The organism is Pseudomonas sp. BW7P1 (assembly GCF_024981055.1).
In the GTDB taxonomy this organism is placed as follows: domain Bacteria; phylum Pseudomonadota; class Gammaproteobacteria; order Pseudomonadales; family Pseudomonadaceae; genus Aquipseudomonas; species Aquipseudomonas bananamidigenes.
Genome location: NZ_CP103374.1, coordinates 1,966,388 through 1,983,147, shown reverse-complemented (window position 1 = coordinate 1,983,147; position 16,760 = coordinate 1,966,388). Strand labels below are relative to the sequence as shown.

The 16,760-nt window shown below is 59.4% G+C and carries 17 protein-coding genes; 6 read left to right on the top strand and 11 right to left on the bottom strand.

Annotation, left to right across the window (positions count from 1 at the left end; genetic code table 11):
* Positions 1-6 precede the first annotated feature (6 nt).
* Positions 7-1,056, bottom strand: coding sequence for a DUF2066 domain-containing protein (locus NWV16_RS09005; protein ID WP_260522753.1), 1,050 nt, complete (start codon positions 1,054-1,056; stop codon positions 7-9).
* A gap of 383 nt (positions 1,057-1,439) precedes the next feature.
* Here NWV16_RS09005 and purM point away from each other — a divergent pair, with 383 nt between their 5' ends.
* From purM to NWV16_RS08990, 3 genes are read left to right on the top strand one after another with little or no spacing between them, the layout of a single operon-like run.
* Positions 1,440-2,498: a phosphoribosylformylglycinamidine cyclo-ligase gene (gene purM / locus NWV16_RS09000; RefSeq protein WP_260522752.1), complete on the top strand. Its 1,059-nt coding sequence runs from the start codon at positions 1,440-1,442 to the stop codon at positions 2,496-2,498.
* Positions 2,498-3,148: a phosphoribosylglycinamide formyltransferase gene (gene purN / locus NWV16_RS08995; protein ID WP_065260452.1), complete on the top strand. Its 651-nt coding sequence runs from the start codon at positions 2,498-2,500 to the stop codon at positions 3,146-3,148. Before purM ends, purN begins: the two co-directional genes overlap by 1 nt.
* 8 nt (positions 3,149-3,156) lie before the next feature.
* Positions 3,157-3,870 (top strand): DUF3108 domain-containing protein, encoded by a 714-nt coding sequence (locus NWV16_RS08990; RefSeq protein ID WP_065260453.1) that lies wholly within the window; start codon positions 3,157-3,159, stop codon positions 3,868-3,870.
* Positions 3,871-3,923: 53 nt separating this feature from the next.
* Here the strand turns inward: NWV16_RS08990 and NWV16_RS08985 are convergent, their stop codons facing one another.
* Positions 3,924-5,549 (bottom strand): methyl-accepting chemotaxis protein, encoded by a 1,626-nt coding sequence (locus NWV16_RS08985; RefSeq protein WP_260522751.1) that lies wholly within the window; start codon positions 5,547-5,549, stop codon positions 3,924-3,926.
* Positions 5,550-5,922: 373 nt separating this feature from the next.
* Between NWV16_RS08985 and NWV16_RS08980 the strand changes: the two genes are divergently transcribed.
* Together NWV16_RS08980 and NWV16_RS08975 are read left to right on the top strand one after the other, a co-directional pair.
* A complete protein-coding gene (locus NWV16_RS08980) occupies positions 5,923-6,339 on the top strand; it encodes an OsmC family protein (protein ID WP_260522750.1) in 417 nt (138 codons plus the stop codon).
* A 61-nt stretch (positions 6,340-6,400) separates the two neighbouring features.
* Positions 6,401-7,264, top strand: coding sequence for a pirin family protein (locus NWV16_RS08975; RefSeq protein ID WP_260522749.1), 864 nt, complete (start codon positions 6,401-6,403; stop codon positions 7,262-7,264).
* Between the two features lie 172 nt (positions 7,265-7,436).
* Here the strand turns inward: NWV16_RS08975 and NWV16_RS08970 are convergent, their stop codons facing one another.
* The 4 genes from NWV16_RS08970 to NWV16_RS08955 all read right to left on the bottom strand — a co-directional run bounded on the left by NWV16_RS08970 (position 7,437) and on the right by NWV16_RS08955 (position 11,145).
* Complete coding sequence (locus NWV16_RS08970; protein ID WP_260522748.1) at positions 7,437-8,165, bottom strand: dienelactone hydrolase family protein; 729 nt, start codon at positions 8,163-8,165, stop codon at positions 7,437-7,439.
* Positions 8,166-8,233: 68 nt separating this feature from the next.
* A complete protein-coding gene (htpG, locus tag NWV16_RS08965; protein WP_260522747.1) occupies positions 8,234-10,138 on the bottom strand; it encodes a molecular chaperone HtpG in 1,905 nt (634 codons plus the stop codon).
* Between the two features lie 81 nt (positions 10,139-10,219).
* Positions 10,220-10,672, bottom strand: coding sequence for a PaaI family thioesterase (locus NWV16_RS08960; RefSeq protein WP_065260457.1), 453 nt, complete (start codon positions 10,670-10,672; stop codon positions 10,220-10,222).
* Entirely contained in the window at positions 10,669-11,145 is a 477-nt protein-coding gene (locus NWV16_RS08955) for a PaaI family thioesterase (protein ID WP_260522746.1), read from the bottom strand. Before NWV16_RS08955 ends, NWV16_RS08960 begins: the two co-directional genes overlap by 4 nt.
* Before the next feature lie 158 nt (positions 11,146-11,303).
* On the opposite strand from NWV16_RS08955, the gene NWV16_RS08950 reads away from it, so the two are divergent.
* On the top strand, positions 11,304-11,540 hold the full coding sequence (locus tag NWV16_RS08950) for a hypothetical protein (protein ID WP_065260459.1): 237 nt from the start codon (positions 11,304-11,306) through the stop codon (positions 11,538-11,540).
* A gap of 78 nt (positions 11,541-11,618) precedes the next feature.
* Here NWV16_RS08950 and NWV16_RS08945 read toward each other — a convergent pair whose 3' ends face one another.
* From NWV16_RS08945 to sucC, 5 genes are all read right to left on the bottom strand, one after another.
* On the bottom strand, positions 11,619-12,020 hold the full coding sequence (locus NWV16_RS08945; RefSeq protein WP_260522745.1) for an MAPEG family protein: 402 nt from the start codon (positions 12,018-12,020) through the stop codon (positions 11,619-11,621).
* On the bottom strand, positions 12,021-12,758 hold the full coding sequence (locus tag NWV16_RS08940) for a DUF599 domain-containing protein (RefSeq protein ID WP_260522744.1): 738 nt from the start codon (positions 12,756-12,758) through the stop codon (positions 12,021-12,023).
* 149 nt (positions 12,759-12,907) lie between these two features.
* A complete protein-coding gene (gene brnQ, locus NWV16_RS08935; RefSeq protein WP_065260462.1) occupies positions 12,908-14,221 on the bottom strand; it encodes a branched-chain amino acid transport system II carrier protein in 1,314 nt (437 codons plus the stop codon).
* A gap of 328 nt (positions 14,222-14,549) precedes the next feature.
* Positions 14,550-15,434, bottom strand: coding sequence for a succinate--CoA ligase subunit alpha (sucD, locus tag NWV16_RS08930; protein ID WP_065260463.1), 885 nt, complete (start codon positions 15,432-15,434; stop codon positions 14,550-14,552).
* Positions 15,434-16,600 (bottom strand): ADP-forming succinate--CoA ligase subunit beta, encoded by a 1,167-nt coding sequence (sucC, locus tag NWV16_RS08925; RefSeq protein ID WP_007959029.1) that lies wholly within the window; start codon positions 16,598-16,600, stop codon positions 15,434-15,436. The genes sucD and sucC overlap by 1 nt, the downstream gene beginning before the upstream one ends.
* Between the last annotated feature and the right edge of the window lie 160 nt (positions 16,601-16,760).

The window sequence follows — 16,760 nt, the reverse complement described above, 5'->3', positions numbered from 1 at the left end:
AAAGACTTACCAGCGAAACCGCAGCGACGGCGCCGTCGGTGTCGGGACCGCAGCAGGCGCGGCACCCGCCACCCCGGGCTGAGGCGTCACCGGAGCCGGTGTTTCGGCCGGCAACTCCTGTAACCTCGCCAGCGACAACTGAGCCCGCAACTGATCGGCACTGCCATTGACCCGATAGACGATACGATCGGCATCGGCGCTTTCAAGACGTACGCCAAACGGCTCGAGCATCCGAAGCAAGGTCGCGTAATGTTCCAGGTTCATGCCCTGCACTTCCAGGGTCTGCTGCCCCGAGGCACCCGGCCTGGCAACAAAACGCGGCGCCAGGCGTTCGGCCACCGCCAGCATCACCGCATCGGCAACCGCAGCCTGATCAGCGCCCTGTACGCTTCCCGCTTCTTTTTGATCCCCCAGCCACAAATGCCACTTGGCCTGCCACTGACCGCCTTCTTCGCGGGCATGCACGGCGAGCAGCGCATCCGCACCATAGCGTTCGGAAGCTGCATGCAACGGCGCTGAATCATTGCCTTCCAGAGTCGGCGCGGTGGCCACCAATTGTTCGCTCAAGTCCGCCAGCGGCAGGCGTAATGGCAATCCACGATGCTGGGCCGCCCGGCGCAGCGGCGCGGCACTGGCCTGACCATCCCCCACCAGGCTCGAACCTTCAGTGGAATCGTTCAGCCACCAGCTCAGAATCGACGGCCGGCTGGCACCCCACAGCGACAACCCGGCACGACGCAGAGCCTGTTCGGTAGTACCCGGATCGAAATCGACCTTCAAGACTTCCGGCGGTCCGGCATCGAAGCCGAACTGACTGATGATCTGCTGCGGATCCTTGCGTATCGGTGCAAGACCGGGATTCTGCGGCGCCTTCGGGTCGCCCGTCAGACGCAGCACCAGGGTATCCAGCGCCGCCTGCGTGGCGCGATCACGCTCTTGCGGCGACTGGCCGCTGACCGGCTCGCGCACCTGATAAAGACCTTTGAGGTTTTCCGCCTGGCTCGCCAGGCTGACCAGAGACAAGCAGCCCACAAACAGCAATTTACACAAACGCATGGAGAATTCCCGTCGACAAGAGCCAAGAGCGGCTGGAACAGGCCGCAAGAACCGGAGTTGAGCAAGCCTGTGACCACTGACCGTTGCAAAACATTCACACGCAGGCGCCAAGTTTTTGCACAGCCCTAACGATAGACGCTTCCTTATACAGGCACCCGCGATGTCATCCACAGCTTCAATTGCAAAATTTTTCGGCCGATATGCCCCTGCCCGTCGGCGCGAGGATGGCCGCTGCCCCTCAAGCCTGATAAAATCGCGCGCCTTCGCAGACCGGCAGCAGCCGGGCACACCGAAATTCGCGTGAGGCAATCGCCTCGCCGCTTTCAGTGTTCCCGCTGAACTCGGTCGTTACCCCTGAATCCCCTCCCCTAAAGGCCTGGATCATGAGCAAGCAACCCTCCCTGAGCTACAAGGACGCCGGTGTAGACATCGACGCCGGTGAAGCATTGGTCGAACGCATCAAGAGCGTCGCCAAGCGCACTGCGCGCCCTGAAGTCATGGGCGGCTTGGGCGGTTTCGGCGCCCTCTGCGAAATCCCGGCCGGCTACAAACAGCCTGTGCTGGTTTCCGGCACCGACGGCGTCGGCACCAAGCTGCGCCTGGCGCTGAACCTGAACAAGCACGACAGCATCGGCCAGGACCTGGTCGCCATGTGCGTCAACGATCTGGTGGTGTGCGGTGCCGAGCCGCTGTTCTTCCTCGACTACTACGCCACCGGCAAGCTGAACGTCGATGTCGCCGCCACCGTCGTCACCGGCATCGGTGCAGGCTGCGAACTGGCTGGCTGCTCGCTGGTCGGCGGCGAAACCGCTGAAATGCCTGGCATGTACGAAGGCGAAGACTACGACCTGGCCGGTTTCTGCGTCGGCGTCGTGGAAAAGGCTGACATCATCGACGGCTCCAAAGTCGCCACCGGTGACGCCCTGATCGCCCTGCCATCGTCCGGCCCGCACTCCAACGGCTACTCGCTGATCCGCAAGATCATCGAAGTGTCCGGCGCCGACATCGAAACCGTTCAGCTCGACGGCAAGCCGCTGACCGAGCTGCTGATGGCCCCGACCCGCATCTACGTGAAGCCGCTGCTCAAGCTGATCAAGGACACCGGCGCCGTCAAGGCCATGGCCCACATCACCGGTGGCGGCCTGCTGGACAACATCCCGCGCGTCCTGCCAAAAGACGCTCAAGCCGTGGTTGACGTGGCCAGCTGGACCCGCCCTGCCGTCTTCGACTGGCTGCAGGAGAAAGGCAACGTCGACGAGACCGAAATGCACCGCGTACTGAACTGCGGCGTGGGCATGGTGATCTGCGTGGCTCAGGAGCACGTCGAAACCGCGCTCAAGACCCTGCGTGAAGCCGGCGAGCAGCCTTGGGTCATCGGCCAGATCGGTGTCGCTGCCGAAGGCGCGGCCCAGGTCGAGCTGAAGAACCTCAAGGCTCACTGATGCCTAATACCTGTGATGTCGTGGTGCTGTTGTCCGGCACCGGCAGTAACTTGCAGGCCCTGATCGACAGCACGCGGACCGGTGACAGCCCGGTTCGCATCGCTGCGGTGATTTCCAACCGCGCCGACGCCTACGGCCTGCAGCGCGCCCGTGACGCGGGTATTGCTACCCGCTCGCTGGATCACAAGGGTTTCGAAGGTCGCGAGGCCTTCGATGCCGCCCTGATCGAACTGATCGACGAATTCAATCCGAAACTTGTAGTCCTGGCCGGTTTCATGCGCATTCTGAGCGCTGACTTCGTCCGGCACTATCAGGGTCGCCTGCTCAACATCCATCCGTCGCTGTTGCCCAAATACAAAGGGTTACACACTCATCAGCGAGCGCTGGAGGCCGGCGACGCCGAGCACGGCTGTTCCGTGCATTTCGTCACCGAGGAACTCGATGGCGGACCACTGGTCGTACAGGCAGTAATACCGGTAGAGTTGCACGATTCGCCGCAGAGTCTGGCGCAACGGGTTCACGTTCAGGAACACCTGATCTACCCGATGGCCGTACGCTGGTTTGCCGAAGGACGGCTTACCCTCGGCGAACAAGGTGCTTTACTGGATGGCCAGTTACTCGGGGCCAGCGGTCACTTGATTCGAAACTAGGAGATTTTATGCGTCGCGCCCTGCTCTTCGCTTGCGCTCTGCTCGCCCTGCCTTTCGCCCAGGCGGCAGACCTTCAACCGTTCTCCGCCAGCTACACCGCCGACTGGAAACAGCTGCCCATGAGCGGCACCGCCGAACGCAGCCTGACCAAGGAAGCCAACGGCGTCTGGAAGCTCAGCTTCAAGGCTTCGATGATGATCGCCAGCCTGTCCGAGGAAAGCACCCTCACCCTGGACAAGGACACACTGCTTCCTCAGTCCTACCACTTCGAACGCGGCGGTCTGGGTAAAGCGAAGAAAGCCGATCTGGACTTCGACTGGAACAACAAACTCGTCACCGGCACCGATCGTGGCGATGCGGTCAAAGTCCCGCTGAATCGTGGCATGGTCGACAAATCGACTTACCAGTTGGCACTGCAGCATGACGTCGCCTCCGGCAAGAAGACCATGAGCTACCAGGTGGTCGATGGCAGCGACGTCGATACCTATGACTTCCGCGTCCTGGGTACCGAGAAGGTCGAGACCAAGGCCGGCAGGATCGACGCCGTGAAGGTCGAGCGCGTGCGTGATCCGACACAAAGCAAGCGCACCACCGTCATGTGGTTCGCCAAGGACTGGGATTACCTGCTGGTTCGCCTGCAACAGGTCGAGACTGACGGCAAGGAGTACAACATCATGCTCCAGGACGGTACGGTCAACGGCAAGACGGTCAAAGGCAGCTGACCCACTGAAAAGCCCCGCAAACGCGGGGCTTTTTTTTGCCTGTCGTTCGGTGATCAGACGGAGAACTTCGCCACCATGTTGTTCAGATCCACCGCCAGTCGCGACAATTCCTGACTCGCGGCGCTGGTCTGGTTGGCCCCGGCAGAGGTCTGCATCGCCAGATCGCGGATGTTCATCAGATTACGATCCACCTCTCGCGCCACGGCAGCCTGCTCTTCCGAAGCGCTGGCGATCACCAGATTGCGTTCGTTGATCAAGGTAAACGCCGAGGCAATTTCTTCCAGCGCCATGCCGGCAGCCTTCGCCAGATCAAGGGTCGAGCGCGCGCGAACATTGCTTTGCTGCATCGAACTGACCGCCGAATCGGTGCCCTGCTGGATGCCGCCGATCATCTGTTCGATTTCCTGAGTCGATTGCTGGGTGCGATGGGCCAATGCCCGGACTTCATCGGCCACCACCGCGAAGCCACGTCCGGCGTCGCCCGCGCGGGCCGCCTCGATGGCAGCGTTCAACGCCAGAAGATTGGTCTGCTCGGCAATCGAGCGGATCACCTCCAGCACTTTGCTGATGCTGTAGACCTTCTGCGCCAGATCCTCCACCTGCGCGGCGTTGGCGGTGACATCATCCGCCAGCAACTCAATGGACGATACGGTCTGCTGCACTTGCTCCCGGCCATGCTGGGCGATGCGGTCCGACTCACGCGATGCCTCGGAGGTCGCCACGGCATTGCTGGCGACCTCCTCCACAGCAGCGGTCATCTGATTCACCGCCGTAGCAGCCTGCTCGATCTCCAGGCTCTGCTGATGCAGCCCGCGCGTGGCATCTTCGGTGACGCAGCTCAGTTCTTCCGAGGCCGAGGCCAACTGACTGGAAGACTCTGAAATCTGCCGGATGGTGTCGCGCAAATTGTGCTGCATGCTTTTCAACGCATGCAGCAGACGGGCCGGCTCATCCTTGCCGGTGACGCTGATATCACCGGTCAGATCGCCGCCGGCCACCACTTCAGCCACCCCCAGCGACTGCGAGAGCGGCACCACGATACTGCGGGTCAACAACAACGCCAGGCCGATAGTGATCAGTGCCGTGATGCCGATCATAACCCCGACCCAGACCCGTGAATTGATGAACACCAGTCGCGCCGCCTCGGTGGCGAGGTTGGCGTTGTGCTTGTTCAGTTCCACCAGCTCTTTGAGGGTGACAGCGATTTCATCGGCCAACGGGTTCATCTGAGTATTGAGAATGGTCGCCGCTTCTTCCACCTTCCCCTGGGCGGACAACGCCATTACCTGCGCCTGCAATTCCAGGTACTTGTGCTCGGCGACCTTGAAGCGATCGAACAACGTTCGCTCTTCGGGCAGCACGATCAAGATGTCGTAGCGTTGCTGGGCCTCGCTCAACACCCCGCGCAGCTCATTGAGCTTGGCGACATTCTGATCCAGCGCCTGCGGATCGCGATTGAGCAACAGACGCATGGTCAGCGCACGCAGACGCAGCATGTCCTGACTCATTTCGCCCACGGCCATCACGCTGGGCAGCCAGTTCTTGTCGACCTCATCGGACTGCGCCCGCATGTTCGACATCTGCAACAGGGCGAACGCTCCGAGGGCAAACACCATCAACGCCAACAGGCCGAAGCCCAGCCCGGCACGGGGGGCAATATTGAGACTGCGGATACTCATTGCTCTGGTTCCTTCCAAAAGCGCTGCATCAACCCTGCAGCTGGCTGCTTTAGAAGGTATCGGCCCGGCGAAAATTTGCGTAAGACGAAAAGGTGATATCAAAAAGCCTTGATACTTCGAACCTTCGGCATTAACGATTCAGCGATGGTTTGCCGGACTTGAGCGCCGTTCGCAGCACGATCAACGGGAAGATTGCAAAACGTTGAAGTACCCTGCAGGCAATACACAGGTACAAGAATTATTCGACATTGCGGCATAACCTGACGCCCTGCCGAACGCCGGCAAGAAAGTGGAACGCGCCCCTGTGGGAAGGCTCTATACCTGCAGGATCTTATTTGATCGAATGACATTTCCTACCGCTTGCGAGGTTCACATGACCGTTACCGTCAATACCGTGTCCGCCGAAGGTTTCCGTCACACCGTGCAGATCGATGAGCACGAACTGTTTACCGATGTCCCGACCACAGCGGGCGGCGAAGGCTCCGCACCTGAACCCCACGATTATTTCGACGCCGCCCTCGGCGCATGCAAGGCCCTGACCCTGAAGCTGTACGCGAAGAAGAAAGACATCCCGCTCACAGGCGTCGGTGTAGAGGTCAAGCGCGACAACAGCCAGGAACAGAAAGGCAAATACGCCCTGCACGTCACCCTGACGCTCAAAGGCGTGCTCACCAATGCCCAGCGCGAAGAACTGCTGCGCGTCGCTGATCGCTGCCCGATTCACAAGCTGATGACCACCAGCGAAGTCACCATCGAAACTCACGCTCCACAAGGCTTCGACAGCCAGTAATCACCACGATGACATCGGCGGGTTATGCTTCGTGCATCACCCGCCCAGCCTGGAACGCACCATGGACACCCAACCTCTGATCATCCGCCCGCGCGCCGAAGACGTCGAAGGGCAGCCGATCCTGCGCCCGCTGCCATCAGCCAAATGCCGCAGCGTCGGGCCGTTCGTGTTTTTCGATCACATGCTTGAAACGGTTTATCCCGCGGGCAAGGGGATGAACATCCGACAACATCCGCACATCGGCCTGTCGACGCTGACCTATCTGTTCGAAGGACAGATTCAGCACAAGGACAGCCTCGGCTCGGATCAAGTGGTCAACGCCGGCGATGTCAGCTGGATGACCGCCGGCACGGCAATCGCTCACGTCGAGCGCACACCCGGACCGCTATGGGAACAAGACTTCACAATGCACGGGCTGCAAATCTGGCTCGCTTCTCCCAAGGAGCACGAACAGGGCCCTGGCCATTACAGCCATCACCCGGCATCGACATTGCCGGTCAGCGATAACCTCGGCGTACAGATCCGCATGATCGCAGGGTCAGGTTTTTGTCTGGAATCACCGGTGCCAGTGCTCTCTCCTACGCTGTACGCCGAACTGAAGATGCAAAAGGCGACCACACTGCTCATCCCGAACGAACATGAAGAGCGGGCTCTGTATGTGCTGAGCGGTGATGTGCAGTTGAATGGGGAAAACGTGGAACCTCACGCTCTGGTGGTGTTACCGGCCGGAGAAGAGATGAGCCTGTTCGCAGAAAGCGACAGTCATGCCGTGCTGTTCGGCGGCGCGCCGCTGGACGGGCCACGGCGAATCAACTGGAATTTCGTCGCGAGCGATCCGGCGGCCATCGATGAGGCCCGGCGCAAATGGGCGGCCGGGGATTGGCCGACGGTTCCGGGGGAAGTCGAGCGGATTGAACTTCCCTAGGTCATGTGTCGCCCGTCAAACAGCCCTCGCTGGCAAGCCAGCTCCCCCAAGATGATGTGTCAGCCGAAAAACCTGGGCAAATCACAATAACTGTGGGAGCGGGCTTGCCCCGGGCGGCGATCCGACGAAGAGGCCAGACCAGGCACTGAAAAGTCAGCGCCTGGCAACCGTATCAGCCCTTGAACACTTCCTCCAGCAAGTCATGCATCGACTTGAACGCCCGCGCAGCGGTCTTCGCGTCATACATCATCTTGCCCGGAACATTGGCGTGCGGGTCAGTGAACGAGTGCACCGCGCCGCCGTAGCTCAGCAACTGCCAGTCCACACCGGCCGCATTCATCTCCTCCTCGAATGCCGGCAGTTGCTCTTTCGGCACCAGAGGATCGGAAGCGCCGTGCAGCACCAGCACCGAGCCTTTGATGTTCTTCGCGTCCGCCGGGTTCGGCGAATCCAGCGTGCCGTGGAACGAAACAGCGGCCTTCACCGCCGCACCGGTACGGGCCAGATCCAGCGCACAGCAGCCGCCGAAGCAGAAGCCGAACACCGCCAGTTTCGAGGTATCGACTGCCGCTTCACCCTGCTTCTGCAACTGTTCGAAGGCTGCCTGCATACGCTTGCGCAGCAGCGCGCGGTCATTCTTCAGCGGCATCATCGCCGCGCCGGCCTGATCGGCATTCTGCGGACGCACGGCCTGACCATACACATCAGCGATCAGCACGACATAACCCTTGGCCGCCACGGACCTGGCGATTTCTTCCGCGCCAGCGCTGACCCCCATCCAGTTCGGTGCCATCAGCAGGCCCGGACGCGCACCTTTGTACTCGGCGTCAAACGCCAAGCGACCTTCATAAGGCTGGCCGTCAATCTGATAGACCACGGAACGTACAGTGACTTGGCTCATTTCTGACTCCTGATGGATTGAATCCCAGAATGAAAAAACCCGCCGAAGCGGGTTTTTCTGCATCTTGATTACGCTGACAGCTCGACCAGCAGCTTGTTCAGACGGCTCACGTAAGCAGCCGGGTCTTTCAGGCTGTCGCCAGCCGCCAGTGCAGCTTGATCGAAAAGAATGTGCGACAGGTCGCTGAAGCGATCTTCGCTGGTCTCGTTGTCGAGTTTCTCGATCAGCGGGTGAGTCGGGTTGAATTCGAAGATCGGCTTCGAATCCGGCACCTTCTGCCCGCTGGCCTCGAGGATCTGACGCATTTGCAGACCCAGGTCCTGCTCGCCTATGGCCAGAATGGCTGGCGAATCGGTCAGGCGATGGGAAACGCGGACTTCGGCAACGGACTCGCCCAGCGCGGTTTTCAGGCGCTCGACCAGACCTTCCTTCGACTTGGCGACTTCCTCTGCGGCTTTCTTGTCCTCTTCCGAGTCCAGGTTGCCCAGGTCCAGGTCACCGCGGGCGACGTCGACAAAGTTCTTGCCGTCGAATTCGCTCAGGTAGCTCATCAGCCACTCGTCGATGCGGTCGGTCAGCAGCAGCACTTCGATGCCTTTCTTGCGGAAGACTTCCAGGTGCGGGCTGTTCTTGACCTGCGCGTAGGTTTCGCCGGTGAGGTAGTAGATCTTGTCCTGACCTTCCTTGGCGCGGGCCAGGTAGTCGGCCAGACCGACGATCTGCTCGCCGTCGCCTTCGGTGGTCGATGCGAAACGCAGCAGACCGGCGATTTTTTCCTTGTTGGCGAAATCTTCTGCCGGGCCTTCTTTCATGACCTGACCGAAGTTTTTCCAGAAGCCCTTGTATTGCTCAGGCTCGTTCTTCGCCAGTTTTTCCAGCATGTCCAGCACGCGCTTGGTCAGCGCCGACTTCATCGAGTCGATGATCGGGTCTTTCTGCAGAATTTCCCGCGACACGTTCAGCGACAGGTCGTTGGAATCGACCACACCCTTGATAAAACGCAGGTACAGCGGCAGGAACGACTCGGCCTGATCCATCACGAACACGCGCTGCACGTAAAGCTTCAGGCCTTTCGGTGCTTCACGCTGGTACAGATCGAATGGTGCGCGGGCCGGTACGTACAGCAGCGAGCTGTATTCGAGTTTGCCCTCGACCTTGTTGTGGCTCCACGACAGCGGGTTTTCGAAGTCGTGGGCGATGTGTTTGTAGAACTCCTGGTATTCCTCGTCCTTCACTTCGGTGCGAGGACGGGTCCACAGGGCGCTGGCGCGGTTGACGGTTTCCCATTCAACGGCTGGCTTCTCTTCGCCCTCCGCAGCAGCCACTTCTTTGGGCAGCTCGATCGGCAGCGCGATGTGGTCGGAGTACTTCTTGATGATGTTGCGCAGACGCCAGCCATCGGCGAACTCGACTTCACCGGATTTCAGGTGCAGGACGATGCGGGTACCGCGTTCTGGCTTGTCGATGGTGGCGACTTCGAATTCGCCCTCGCCTTTCGACGACCAGTGCACGCCTTCGCTGGCAGCAGTGCCGGCGCGACGACTGTACACGTCAACCTGGTCGGCAACGATGAAAGCGGAATAGAAACCCACGCCGAACTGACCGATCAGGTGCGAATCCTTCTTCTGGTCGCCCGTCAGGTTTTTCATGAAATCGGCGGTGCCGGATTTGGCGATGGTCCCCAGGTGGGTGATCACATCGTCGCGGTTCATGCCGATGCCGTTGTCTTCGAGGGTGACGGTCTTGGCGTCCTTGTCGAAGCTCACACGGATTTTCAGTTCAGCGCCACCTTCGAGCAATTCAGGCTTGGCCAGGGCTTCGAAGCGCAATTTGTCGACGGCGTCAGAGGCGTTCGAAATCAATTCGCGAAGGAAGATTTCCTTGTTGGAATACAGCGAATGGATCATGAGGTGCAGCAGTTGCTTCACCTCGGTCTGGAAGCCCAGGGTTTCCTTTTGAGTTTCCACACTCATGGTCATCAAACTCCAATCAGATGGCATTGGCCGCGACCCTGATGGTCTGCGACGGGTTGCTCATTGAGTTGGGGACGGTGTTCAGGATTTCAAGGGCTCGTCGATCTTGAAGTGGGCACGGGCTGTGGCAATCGGCTCGCCTTCGGTGCTCTGCCAGGCCGTGACCGCAACGTTGGCCACCCGCCGCCCCTGACGGCAGACCTGGCACCGGGCCCAGGTATCGCGAAACTGCCCGGCCCGTAGGTAATCGAGGGAGAAGTCGATGATCTTCGGCACACCGGGCGCGCCGGTGAAAATCAACAGATGCAGGGCAGCGGACAGCTCCATGAACCCGGCAATCACCCCGCCATGAATGGCCGGCAATAAAGGGTTACCAATGTTGTCCTTGTTCGCCGGCAGCTTGAACAGCAAGTCATCACCAACCCGCGAACACTCGACGCCGATCAGGCCGGCATAGGGAATCAGCTTCAGCAACGGCGCGTAGTCACCCTTCTCGTGAGCATCTTGCAGTTGCCGTTTGAAATCATCACTCATGGGCTGTCTCCCTTGATCGCACCAGCAAAGCCTTTGATCCCCTTGAGGCCCTTGCCCATACGCATGAAAGTGCCGACGACATGGGCAATCGGCTGTCCGGGATCGTCCTGATAGGCAAAACCCCGGGCAAAGATCACGTCCGTGGTGACGCGATAGCACTGGGCGAAGCCATACACATCCTTGTGCGGTTCGGCCGCGTGCATATAGTCGACGCGCAAATCCAGGGTCGGGCAGACTTCGAATTCGGGCAAAACACACAAGGTGGCCATGCCACATGCGGTGTCCATCAGCGACGTGATCGCCCCGCCGTGAACCACGCCAGTCAGCGGGTTGCCAACGATTTGCGCGCTGTACGGCAAGAACACCGTCAGGCCCTCGCTGTTGGCGCTGTGCACTTTCAGGCCTAACACCTGACAATGGCGCAGTGCCGAAAGAAAGCGGGTCGCACGCTCAAAAACAGGGTTTTCGGCCATGTGATAATTACTCTTCCAAATCGCTCTTTCCGGTAGTGACCGGAACGGCAAAAGTTCCGTTGGATAACAAACTTATATATCTGATGGAAATGAGGAACTTAATCTTGGGGGTCGCGTTCTTAAGGCCAGTAGTTATTTTCCATAAGGAGAAACACCCCATGCGTAAGACTTTAGCTATTGCCTTGATGTTGACCGCTTCCCTCGGTCTCGCTGCCTGCGATAAAAAATCCGAGGACAAAGCTCAAGATGCCAATCAACATGCTGAACAAGCTCAGCAGAAAATGAATGAAGCACAGGATAAAGTGAACGAAGCGGCGAAAGAAAACGCCGAAGCCGCCAAAGATCAGGCCGAATCGAACGCAGCCGCTGCGGACGAAGCTGCCAAGAAGCAATAAGCCGCTTCTGGAAGCCAAAAAAGAAAACCCGCCAAGTGCGGGTTTTCTTTTGCCTGCGATTTTTTTGGTAATGACAGCTTAGAGCAGTGCGGTTCTAAAAGTCGGACTGACCATCAACAACAACGAGCACACCAGGCCGACCAGCCACACCAGACTGCGCAGTCCGGGGATGTCCGCCAGGTAAAACCACAAATAGAGAATTCGGGCGACCACGAAGATGATTGCCAGGGTATCGATCAGCCAACCCACTGTCTGAGTGGTGTGCGCCATCAGCACACCCACCGCAAACAGAATGAACGCTTCAATGCTGTTCTGATGCGCCGCCAGTGCCCGGGCCCCGTAACCGGTAAGCTGCGCCTGCTGCTGACGCGGCAGGTGATTGTTGTAACCGCCCTGCTCTTTCATGGCCTTGCCCACCGGCATGCGCGCCACGTAAATCAACAACGCACTGATAAACACACACCAGAACGGAATACTCATTCAAGCAGCCTCTTTGATCGTCTCGGGCAACGGCGCCTCTGTAGGGGTATAGACCATTACATCGAGCACGTCGGAATGAAACTCGCGGCGATACAACACCAGCACCACCCCCGCACTCATCAGCATGAACAGCCACGGGCTGACGAACCAGGCCAGCATGCTCATGCCGAAGTAATAGGAGCGCAGCCCGAAGTTGAACTGGTTGGCCGCCATCGAAATGACTCGCGCCGCCCGGGAAGCAAACGCCCTGCGCTCCTGCTCGGAAACCTGACGCTCGCCGATCATCGGCGCCGAGCCCACGAGTACCGCCGCAAAGTTGTACTGACGCATGCACCAGCTGAACGTGAAGAAGGCATAAACGAATACCAGCGCCAGGCACAGCAACTTGATCTCGGACATTCCCTGAGAGGCCTGTTGCACCATTGGAATGTCTGCCAGCAACGATACCGCGCGTTCCGACGCACCGAGTACGGTCAGAATGCCGGCCAGGATGATCAGGGTGCTGGAAGCAAAGAACGAGGCGTTGCGTTCGAGGTTGCCGATCACGCTGGCATCGGCGATGCGGTTGTCACGCAGCAGCATGCGACGCATCCAGTCTTCGCGGTAAAGGTGCAACACGCTGGCCAGGCACGCCGTGTCACGGCCCTTCCAGGTGGCGTAACGGGTATAACCGCCCCAGCAGATGACGAACCAGAGCGCGGCAAGCAGGTGGATCAGGTTGGCTTGGATGAACGACATGCAATTCCCTGTGTTGAAGATTTCGGCTTCCCTTCGACGTTAGCCGAAAGGAAAAGACACTGCCGGACGCCCATAAAAAATGCCCCGTATCGATTGATACGGGGCATTTCTGTTTAATCGCAGGGCCCGCTTGTGGCGAGCCGGCAATCTCAGGCCAGGGCTTCGGCGCGCTTGCCCAGCAAACGGTCACAAACCACCGCGACCACCAGCGTCATCACGCATGGCACCAGCCAAGCCAGGCCCTGCTCGCTCAGCGGCAGATGGGACAGTTGCGACGGCATCCAGTCAGCCAGACCGGCGCCCTTCAAGGCGTCGATGGTGCCGAACACGAACGATACCAGCATCACCGGCCCCATGATGCGGCTCTGCTCATGCCAGAACGCGGCACAGAAGCTCAGGGCCACCAGAACGATGCAAGGCGGATAGATCGCGGTCAGTACCGGAATCGAGAAGGCGATCAGCTTGGTCAGGCCCAGGTTGGACACCAGCAGCGAGAATGCCGCGAGGATGACGACCAGGGTCTTGTAGGACAGCGGCACTACGCGGCTGAAGTACTCGGCACAGGCACAGGTCAGGCCGACCGCTGTCACCAGACACGCCAGGGAAATCAGCACCGCGAGGAACCCGCTGCCCAGGGAACCGAAGGTATGTTGCACATAAGCGTGCAGCACTGCGGCACCGTTGGTTGCGCCAGCGGCCACTTCATGACTGCCGGACCCCAGACGGAACAGGCTGACGTACACCAGTGCCAGACCGACACCGGCAATCAGCCCGGCGATGATCGCGTAACGGGTGATCAGCGCTGGCGATTCAACACCACGGGAACGGATTGCGTTGACGATGACAATGCCGAACACCAGGGCGCCAAGGGTATCCATGGTCAGGTAACCATTGATGAAGCCTTGAGAGAACGGCGCGGCGACGTATTCCGGAGTGGCGACGCCGATATCACCGGCCGGCAGCGCGAAGGCAGCGATACCGAGCACCGCCAGAGCGATGATCTTCAACGGCGCGAGGAAACGCCCTACGGTATCCAGCAAGCGGCCCGGATAGAGCGAAATGAAGAACACCAGCAGGAAGTAAGCCGTGCTGTAGAGGAACAATGCCAGCGGGCTCTCGCCGGTCAGCGGCGCCAGGCCCACTTCAAAGGACACGGTCGCCGTGCGCGGCGTGGCGAACAACGGGCCGACCGCCAGATAGCAGGCTGCGGCCAGCACACCCCCGGCAATCTTGCCGATCGGCGTGCTCAAGGCATCCATCGCCCCGCCGACCTTGGCCAGCGCGACAACGGTGATCACCGGCAGACCGACCGCCGTGATCAGGAAGCCCAGCGCCGCCATCCAGACGTTGGGTCCGGACTGCAAACCGACGATAGGCGGGAAAATGATGTTGCCGGCCCCGACGAACAGGGCGAATGTCATAAAACCAAGTGCCAGGATGTCCTGACCTTTCAAAACTTTCATTAAGGAAATACCACACTACTGAATCGGAATTTAGAGGGGGATTTCCCTGTGGGGTTAGGGAAATGCTGTCAATCCGTATGGGACTGACCCGTTTAGCGCGTTGCATGCCTTGTGGGCGGCAGACGCAAAAATGGCTGCTAGCCTAACGAATTTGTCTGACAAACGCACTGTTTGAGGGCGAACTATCCGATACGCGACGTGTCTGTGTCGCGTTTTTGCATGTAATTGGACAGGTGCCTATAAATCGCCATCGTCAAATCCAGGACCGGAAACGACAAAGGCCACCCGAAGGTGGCCTTTGTTGCTGGAGCAAAAAGTCAGCCGAAGCTTACTTCTTCACTTCCCAGCCAGTCAGCTCGGCCAGGGCCTTGCCGATGTCTGCCAGCGAACGCACGGTTTTTACACCTGCGTCTTGCAGCGCAGCGAATTTCTCGTCTGCAGTGCCTTTACCGCCGGAGATGATTGCACCCGCATGGCCCATGCGCTTGCCCGGAGGAGCAGTCACACCAGCAATGTAGGAAACAACCGGCTTGGTCACGTTGGCCTTGATGTAGGCAGCCGCTTCTTCTTCAGCCGAACCGCCGATCTCGCCGATCATTACGATCGCTTCGGTCTTCGGGTCTTCCTGGAACAGCTTCAGGATATCGATGAAGTTCGAACCCGGGATCGGGTCACCGCCGATGCCGACGCAAGTCGACTGACCGAAACCGGCGTCAGTGGTCTGCTTGACGGCTTCGTAGGTCAGGGTGCCGGAACGGGAAACGATACCGACCTTGCCTGGCAAGTGGATGTGACCCGGCATGATGCCGATCTTGCACTCGCCCGGAGTGATCACGCCTGGGCAGTTAGGGCCGATCAGGGTCACACCCAGCTCGTCGCACTTGACCTTCGCGTCCAGCATGTCCAGGGTAGGAATGCCTTCGGTGATGCAGACGATCAGCTTGATGCCGCCGAAAGCTGCTTCCAGGATCGAGTCCTTGCAGAAAGGAGCCGGAACGTAGATCACGCTGGCGGTGGCGCCAGTGGCGGCTACGGCTTCTTTCACGGTGTTGAACACAGGCAGGTTCAGGTGAGTGGTGCCACCCTTGCCCGGAGTCACGCCGCCAACCATTTTGGTGCCGTAGGCAATGGCTTGTTCGGAGTGGAAAGTACCCTGCGCGCCGGTGAAGCCCTGGCAGATGACTTTGGTGTCTTTATTGATCAGGACGCTCATTACTTGCCCTCCGCAGCTTTTACGACTTGTTGAGCAGCGTCGGTCAGGCTGGTAGCAGCGATGATGTTCAAACCGCTTTCTGCCAGTACTTTAGCGCCCAGTTCAGCGTTGTTGCCTTCAAGACGAACAACAACCGGGATTTTCACGCCGACTTCTTTCACTGCACCGATGATGCCTTCGGCAATCATGTCGCAACGAACGATGCCGCCGAAGATGTTGACCAGTACTGCAGCGACATTGCTGTCGGACAGAATGATCTTGAATGCTTCGGTCACGCGCTCTTTGGTAGCACCACCACCTACGTCGAGGAAGTTGGCTGGCTTGCCGCCGTGCAGGTTGACGATGTCCATGGTACCCATGGCCAGGCCGGCACCGTTCACCATGCAGCCGATGTTGCCTTCCAGCGCCACGTAGTTCAGTTCGAACTTGGCAGCGTGCGCTTCGCGCGGATCGTCCTGGGACGGATCGTGGAAAGTCTTCAGCTTAGGCTGACGGTACATGGCGTTGGCGTCGATGTTGATCTTGGCGTCCAGGCAGTGCAGATCGCCGTCAGCCTTGATCACCAGCGGGTTCACTTCCAGCAGGGCCAGGTCGTGATCCTTGAACAGCTTGGCCAGACCTACGAAGATCTTGGCGAACTGGGCAACCTGCTTGCCTTCCAGACCCAGCTGGAATGCCAGCTCGCGACCCTGGAACGGCTGAGCGCCGACCAGTGGATCGATGGTGGCTTTCAGAATTTTTTCTGGAGTGTCGTGAGCGATTTTCTCGATGTCCACGCCACCTTCGGTGGAAGCCATGAACACGATGCGACGGCTCGAACGGTCAACGACAGCGCCCAGGTACAGCTCTTTAGCGATATCAGTGCACGATTCAACCAGGATCTTGGTGACTGGCTGGCCATTGGCGTCAGTCTGGTAAGTCACCAGACGCTTGCCCAGCCACTGCTGTGCGAAGGCTTTGGCGTCTTCTTTGCTGCGAACCAGCTTTACGCCGCCCGCTTTACCGCGACCACCGGCGTGAACCTGGGCTTTGACAACCCACTCGTTGCCGCCGATTTTGTCGCAAGCTTCTGCTGCTGCTTCCGGGGTGTCTACTGCGAAACCAGTGGAAACTGGCAGGCCGTATTCAGCGAACAGCTGCTTACCCTGATACTCGTGAAGATTCATGCTTTTTACCGTCTTCGTTAGGTACTGCGCATTCGGCGCTGCGCTCTTGATGAGTGCCGCGCCACCTGTGACTGCTGCTTGCGCAGCCGTTCCGGACACCCGGTGCAGCTACGCAAGACTGCGTCCAGCGGACATTCCGCGGTGAGTCTTGCACGCAAGG

Bases quoted from the DNA above. Each gene is read 5' to 3' on its own strand.
- NWV16_RS09005 (WP_260522753.1), bottom strand. From the start codon at position 1,056: ATGCGTTTGTGTAAATTGCTGTTTGTGGGCTGCTTGTCTCTGGTCAGC.
- purM (WP_260522752.1), top strand. From the start codon at position 1,440: ATGAGCAAGCAACCCTCCCTGAGCTACAAGGACGCCGGTGTAGACATC.
- purN (WP_065260452.1), top strand. From the start codon at position 2,498: ATGCCTAATACCTGTGATGTCGTGGTGCTGTTGTCCGGCACCGGCAGT.
- NWV16_RS08990 (WP_065260453.1), top strand. From the start codon at position 3,157: ATGCGTCGCGCCCTGCTCTTCGCTTGCGCTCTGCTCGCCCTGCCTTTC.
- NWV16_RS08985 (WP_260522751.1), bottom strand. From the start codon at position 5,549: ATGAGTATCCGCAGTCTCAATATTGCCCCCCGTGCCGGGCTGGGCTTC.
- NWV16_RS08980 (WP_260522750.1), top strand. From the start codon at position 5,923: ATGACCGTTACCGTCAATACCGTGTCCGCCGAAGGTTTCCGTCACACC.
- NWV16_RS08975 (WP_260522749.1), top strand. From the start codon at position 6,401: ATGGACACCCAACCTCTGATCATCCGCCCGCGCGCCGAAGACGTCGAA.
- NWV16_RS08970 (WP_260522748.1), bottom strand. From the start codon at position 8,165: ATGAGCCAAGTCACTGTACGTTCCGTGGTCTATCAGATTGACGGCCAG.
- htpG (WP_260522747.1), bottom strand. From the start codon at position 10,138: ATGAGTGTGGAAACTCAAAAGGAAACCCTGGGCTTCCAGACCGAGGTG.
- NWV16_RS08960 (WP_065260457.1), bottom strand. From the start codon at position 10,672: ATGAGTGATGATTTCAAACGGCAACTGCAAGATGCTCACGAGAAGGGT.
- NWV16_RS08955 (WP_260522746.1), bottom strand. From the start codon at position 11,145: ATGGCCGAAAACCCTGTTTTTGAGCGTGCGACCCGCTTTCTTTCGGCA.
- NWV16_RS08950 (WP_065260459.1), top strand. From the start codon at position 11,304: ATGCGTAAGACTTTAGCTATTGCCTTGATGTTGACCGCTTCCCTCGGT.
- NWV16_RS08945 (WP_260522745.1), bottom strand. From the start codon at position 12,020: ATGAGTATTCCGTTCTGGTGTGTGTTTATCAGTGCGTTGTTGATTTAC.
- NWV16_RS08940 (WP_260522744.1), bottom strand. From the start codon at position 12,758: ATGTCGTTCATCCAAGCCAACCTGATCCACCTGCTTGCCGCGCTCTGG.
- brnQ (WP_065260462.1), bottom strand. From the start codon at position 14,221: ATGAAAGTTTTGAAAGGTCAGGACATCCTGGCACTTGGTTTTATGACA.
- sucD (WP_065260463.1), bottom strand. From the start codon at position 15,434: ATGAGCGTCCTGATCAATAAAGACACCAAAGTCATCTGCCAGGGCTTC.
- sucC (WP_007959029.1), bottom strand. From the start codon at position 16,600: ATGAATCTTCACGAGTATCAGGGTAAGCAGCTGTTCGCTGAATACGGC.